Source organism: Bacillota bacterium, from assembly GCA_013314855.1.
In the GTDB taxonomy this organism is placed as follows: domain Bacteria; phylum Bacillota; class Clostridia; order Acetivibrionales; family DUMC01; genus Ch48.
On record JABUEW010000194.1, the window covers coordinates 1 to 5,059 of the forward strand.

At 44.2% G+C, this 5,059-nt stretch carries 7 protein-coding genes; 2 read left to right on the top strand and 5 right to left on the bottom strand.

Going from position 1 to position 5,059, the window contains the following annotated elements:
* The coding region (locus HPY74_19720; GenBank protein NSW92837.1) for a transposase at positions 1 to 655 on the top strand (655 nt) is incomplete at its 5' end.
* A 447-nt stretch (positions 656 to 1,102) separates the two neighbouring features.
* On the opposite strand, the gene HPY74_19725 is transcribed toward HPY74_19720, so the two are convergent.
* The 4 genes from HPY74_19725 to HPY74_19740 all read right to left on the bottom strand — a co-directional run bounded on the left by HPY74_19725 (position 1,103) and on the right by HPY74_19740 (position 4,575).
* Positions 1,103 to 2,017, bottom strand: a complete 915-nt coding sequence (locus tag HPY74_19725; protein NSW92838.1) for a transposase zinc-binding domain-containing protein — start codon at positions 2,015 to 2,017, stop codon at positions 1,103 to 1,105.
* Between the two features lie 102 nt (positions 2,018 to 2,119).
* On the bottom strand, positions 2,120 to 3,088 hold the full coding sequence (locus tag HPY74_19730) for an adenosylhomocysteinase (protein NSW92839.1): 969 nt from the start codon (positions 3,086 to 3,088) through the stop codon (positions 2,120 to 2,122).
* Between the two features lie 33 nt (positions 3,089 to 3,121).
* A complete protein-coding gene (locus tag HPY74_19735) occupies positions 3,122 to 4,057 on the bottom strand; it encodes a carbohydrate kinase family protein (protein NSW92840.1) in 936 nt (311 codons plus the stop codon).
* A gap of 41 nt (positions 4,058 to 4,098) precedes the next feature.
* Positions 4,099 to 4,575: a class I SAM-dependent methyltransferase gene (locus HPY74_19740; GenBank protein NSW92841.1), complete on the bottom strand. Its 477-nt coding sequence runs from the start codon at positions 4,573 to 4,575 to the stop codon at positions 4,099 to 4,101.
* Between the two features lie 55 nt (positions 4,576 to 4,630).
* On the opposite strand from HPY74_19740, the gene HPY74_19745 reads away from it, so the two are divergent.
* Positions 4,631 to 4,849 (top strand): hypothetical protein, encoded by a 219-nt coding sequence (locus tag HPY74_19745; GenBank protein ID NSW92842.1) that lies wholly within the window; start codon positions 4,631 to 4,633, stop codon positions 4,847 to 4,849.
* A 32-nt stretch (positions 4,850 to 4,881) separates the two neighbouring features.
* Here the strand turns inward: HPY74_19745 and HPY74_19750 are convergent.
* The coding region (locus tag HPY74_19750; protein ID NSW92843.1) for an alanine dehydrogenase at positions 4,882 to 5,059 on the bottom strand (178 nt) is incomplete at its 5' end.

Here is a 5,059-nt window from a genome sequence, read left to right on the forward strand (position 1 = left end):
GAATCGAAAGTTTATTGAATATCTTGAATCCGTTGTCAAAAACCCCGATAAATTAAAGGACAAGCCAAAGAAGATTGAAAAATTCCTGAAGAAGATGGAAGTGGATGAAGACACTGGCGAGATTGTGGACACAAAAACACATCTGTCATTGGACATGGAGAAAATCCGCGAATACATGGATTTAATGGGATACTACACTCTCATGACCTCGGAGACAGAAAAGCCGGACAGGGAAATCATCAATAAGTACCATGGCCTTTCGAGGATAGAGGATTCTTTCAGGATAACAAAAACTGACCTTGAAGGGAGACCGGTCTATGTCCGCAAGCCAGAGCATATCAACGCACATTTTCTCGTCTGTTTCATCGCACTGACGATGATACGGATTATCCAATACAAGGTCTTGAAACACCAGGGTAAGGACACATTAAACGAAGACGGCTGGGAGTCAGGCATCACAGCGGAGAGGATAAGGAAAGCACTTGGGTCTTTTCAAGCTGATGCCGTTCCCGGTGGATACTACCGTCTTACGAAACCAAACGACGACATGAGGTTGATCCTTGACTCCTTTGGTGTGAAAGCTGATCTCCAACTGCCAACGGCTAGTGACCTCCGTAAACTGAAATATTCGTTTGATAAAGCTGTTACAGTTTGAAGTTTTAGCCCATGTTATGCGGCGACGAGAACCCTTGACGGCGCAGTGCGCCAAAACAACCATGAAGCGGCATAAGCAAATGGTAACAGTTATGTGACTACAATTTTATACTATGGTTTAATACTCAAATTCCTTGTTGCTACTGGCTTACAAGGAATTTAGTATTCATAGAACTGTTAAACTGCGGGGGATTTGGGATGGGATAGGAATTTGCTTTTCGTAGTGCATTTATTAAATCTGGCATTATCCTTAAAAACCAAGAGATTTTTTACAGCACAATGGAAAATTGCCACATGAAAAGTGTTATAAAATCACTTTTAGCGGTTGTGTTTCTATCAAGACGCTTGCTGATATTAACCATAACCATCTTTTAAGCATAGTAAAGCAAGGCTTGACGATTATGATATCAATCCGGAATAAAGTCTGAGCAATTTGATGCTGAAAATTTCAATACTCGTAAGGTATCAGCTGTGAGTACTCATCTTCATATGGCATTTGAAAGATTCTGTCATTGTAAACATTATTGCCTGAAGCATGATTTACAGCCTCCCACCATTCAAAACTCCTATGTGATTGTATGTGCAAAGTGATCCGGTCTTTTTCTCCTGATGGTGGGTCGTGGTTCAAAGTCATCCAGAGTCCCAGATGCATCAGTATCTTCTTTATTGTAGCGTCATCCTCGATGAATGAAATAATTCGCATTTCGCTGCCGCATTTTGGACATAAAAGCGGGTCGACATTATATATTTTCCGGATAAGCCGTGCCCAGTTCTTGCGGAATTTCTTCCTTGAGATATCAGACTCAACCGTTACAAGTTCGGATATGGCATCATCATTATTTTCTGCCTTTTTCCTCATTCCACCGGGTAGGGGGTCATCTACGGACACACTTGTCTTAAGATATTCGGACAATACACGCCATGCGCAAAGACTGAGCTTTGCTAGAAGCTTCCGGTCATACATGAAATACGGACGGAGCCGTTTTGGTATACTGAATACCCATTGCCGGTGGGGCACTTTTTCCATTACTTCTTCATAGAGCTGTTCACCGAATTCTATAACACGCTTTTGATGACAGGAAGGACAAAAATGACGCCTCTTGCAGGAGAAAGGGAGCAGGTACTCATGATGACAGTCATCGCATTTGACACATGCAAAACCCTGGTGAAGGTCGCCACAGTCCAGATATTTATATATTACATCCAGCACATAAGGCCGCCAATACCCATATTGTTTTTGGTACCGTACATCCCATACTCGTTCCAGTTCTTCAAAATGTGCTTCCACACACCGGTAGTATTGATTTTTGCGGGGGCTTCGTGGTGTATATACTTCAGCCCTGGTGATACAAGCAGCAAGCATTAATGGTCACCTTAAAAAAGAACATTTGTTCGATTTAAGGTTACCATATAATGCCATAATAATCAAGCGCTGCCAACAAGACTTGTCAATTAATGACATATGCTAAACCATGAAATCGCGAACGGTCCTCCTGGACTCGGAAAGCTTTTCCAGCGCTTCGATGTTTATCTCATCATTGAAGTATCCGGAGTTCGCCACAATCACTCCATTCTTTGCAAGCTTGAAGTGCTTTTCGTCCACGACGTTCAGGTCGCCTGTTACGGTAATTATTATATCTGCAGAGGGCATCGCCTGTTCAAGCTTCATGACCCTGAATCCGTCCATTACAGCCTCAATAGCCTTAACGTGGTCGACTTCGGTGACAATGACATTCGCGCCCATGCCTTTCGCTCTCATTGCAAGCCCCTTGCCGCACCAGCCGTATCCGCAGACGACAAAGTTCTTGCCGCAGACGAGGGCGTTGGTTGCCCTCAGCAAGCCGTCTATGGTGCTTTGCCCGGTACCATACCTGTTGTCGAAGAAGTGCTTGGTCTCAGATTCATTAACTGCAATTATAGGAAACTGCAGTGCATTATCCCTTTCCATGCTCTTTAACCTTATAACGCCTGTTGTTGTCTCTTCAGTTCCGCCGATAACATTCTTCAAATAGGTGTCCTTATAATTCTGGTGAAGCAGGCCGACAAGGTCACAGCCGTCATCCTGGGTCATATCAGGGCCGTGTTCTATAGCGGCTATGAGGTGCCTGTAGTAGGTATCCCTGTCCTCACCCTTTATGGCATAAACCGGTATGCCGAAATCCATGACCAGCGATGCTGCAACGTCGTCCTGTGTAGAAAGCGGGTTGGATGCACACAGGACTATGTCCGCCCCTCCGGCCTGCAATGTGCGCATAAGGTTTGCGGTTTCGGTTGTAACATGAAGGCAGCATGACATTTTCTTGCCTGCCAGGGGTTTCTCCTTTTCAAACCTCTCCCTTATCATTTTCAATACGGGCATCTGGTTGTCAGCCCATTCAATCCTGAGCTTTCCCTTTGGCGGTAGGGATTTGTCCTTGATATCACATTTTACCATGAATATGTTCCTCCATCTAAATAGTTTATTTTACTACCTGCCGTAGTTCTCTTCAAATCTCTTTTGAAACTCCTCGATTGTATACTTATGCTCGGTGCCTCCTTTATGCTCTACGGCATAAACTGCCGTCACACTTGCATACCTTCCTATGACTTCAAGCGGCACTCCCTCAAAATACCCTTTTATCAATCCAGCCCTGTAAGCATCGCCTGCCCCTGTGGGTTCAACCACTCTTACAGGTTTTGCAGCGTTTATATGCAACCTTTCCTTCCGCGTCCTTAGAATCGAGCCCTTTCCTCCGAGGGTTTCAACCAGTATATCTACGCTGTTCAGTATTTCTTCCTTGCTCAAGCCTGTCTTCTCTATCATCATATTATACTCATATTCATTAAAAATAACTATTTTTGCACCAAGAATACCATTTTTGAGGTCCTCTCCCGAGAGCCTGGGTATCTGCATTCCAGGATCGTAAAGATATGGTACCCCAAGCTCCTGGCACTCGGCAGCCCACTTGACCATTGCAGCAGGGTCTGTCGGTGCAATGACGGCCATTGAGATTTTATCCGTATCAATACCTTTTAACGTTATTTCAGGGTCTTTTGCCATAGCGTCGGGATAAAACACTGTAATCTGGTTATTGGATAGGTCTGTCGTAATAAAACAGGAAGCCGTGAAGTCATCATCCAATACCCTGACATAGCTTGTCTCAACGCCGTTTTCATTCAGCCAGTCCCTGTACTCGACAAAGTCTTTCCCGGCAGTTCCGAGCACAACCGGTTTCTCTCCGACAAGCGCCAGATTATACGCTATATTGGGAGCCGTTCCACCCCTTGCCTTTTTCATGCTGTTAACCAGGAAACTGATATTCAATGCATGAATCTTTTCGGGTAGTATCTGTTCCTTATAAAGACCCGGAAAATCCATGATATGGTCAAATGCTATTGAACCGCATACCAGCACCTTACCCATAAAGGCACCTCCTGTTTCACAGCTTTATTATTTCCCCGCTGTTAAAATAAATATTTTTTTTTAACCTTAGCAGGGTCAATATCATCCAGTGCCTCGATTTTTATATCCTTAAAACCGTTCTTTTCAAACAGCTGTTTTATTGCATCGGTATTGAAGCCCGGCCAAATGTCGTGCATCTTTTCCTTGAATTCCATATCGTCATGTAGGTAAAAATCCGCAAGAAAGACCTGTCCGCCCGGCTTCAGCATCCTGTTGATCTCTTTCACTGCGTTTTCCGGCTCTTCGATATGGTGCATGTACATGCTTGCGCAGACAACGTCGGCCCCGGCGTCCTCCAAGGGCACATCACAGCCGTCGCTCTCTATGGTTTCAATATTCCTTATACCGGCTTCCTTCGCTTTTTTCCTGAGCTCCTTGAGCATTTCACCGGAGATGTCGACAGCATACACGCTTTTCACAAGCTTCGCTACGGCCATGGAAAGGTACCCGTCGCCTGCTCCGAGGTCTACGGCTCTCATACCTTTATATTATACATCATTGTTAACGAAACTTGTATGTATATGCGTAAACAAAATGGCATCGATTGATCCTGGAGGCGTCGGAATTGAGATGGAGGCAGGGAAACCAAACTGGAACGATGCATTGAACGGCCTTCCGATATGGGAAGAGTTTTTTAATTCTTCCCAACAATATGCATTAAAAATCATGCAAAGAAACTGTTACAGGTTTTATATTAAGACGAAGTACAAATGCAGCATCTGCGGCATAGATGCCGCAGATGCTGATACATAGGTCATGGATGGAAAATCATATTTATGAAAAATTTATGAAAAAGCAGAAAGACATTTATCGGCTGATACGTATTCAAGATTGAAGGTGTCAGCAACTCCTTTACAGGTTACACAACCATTATATGTATTTAAACCATGCATGAGTGCTGAATTCTCTTTTAGTGCCTTTTCAGCACCCTTGTCGGCGATTTCCAGGAGATAGGGCAGCGTT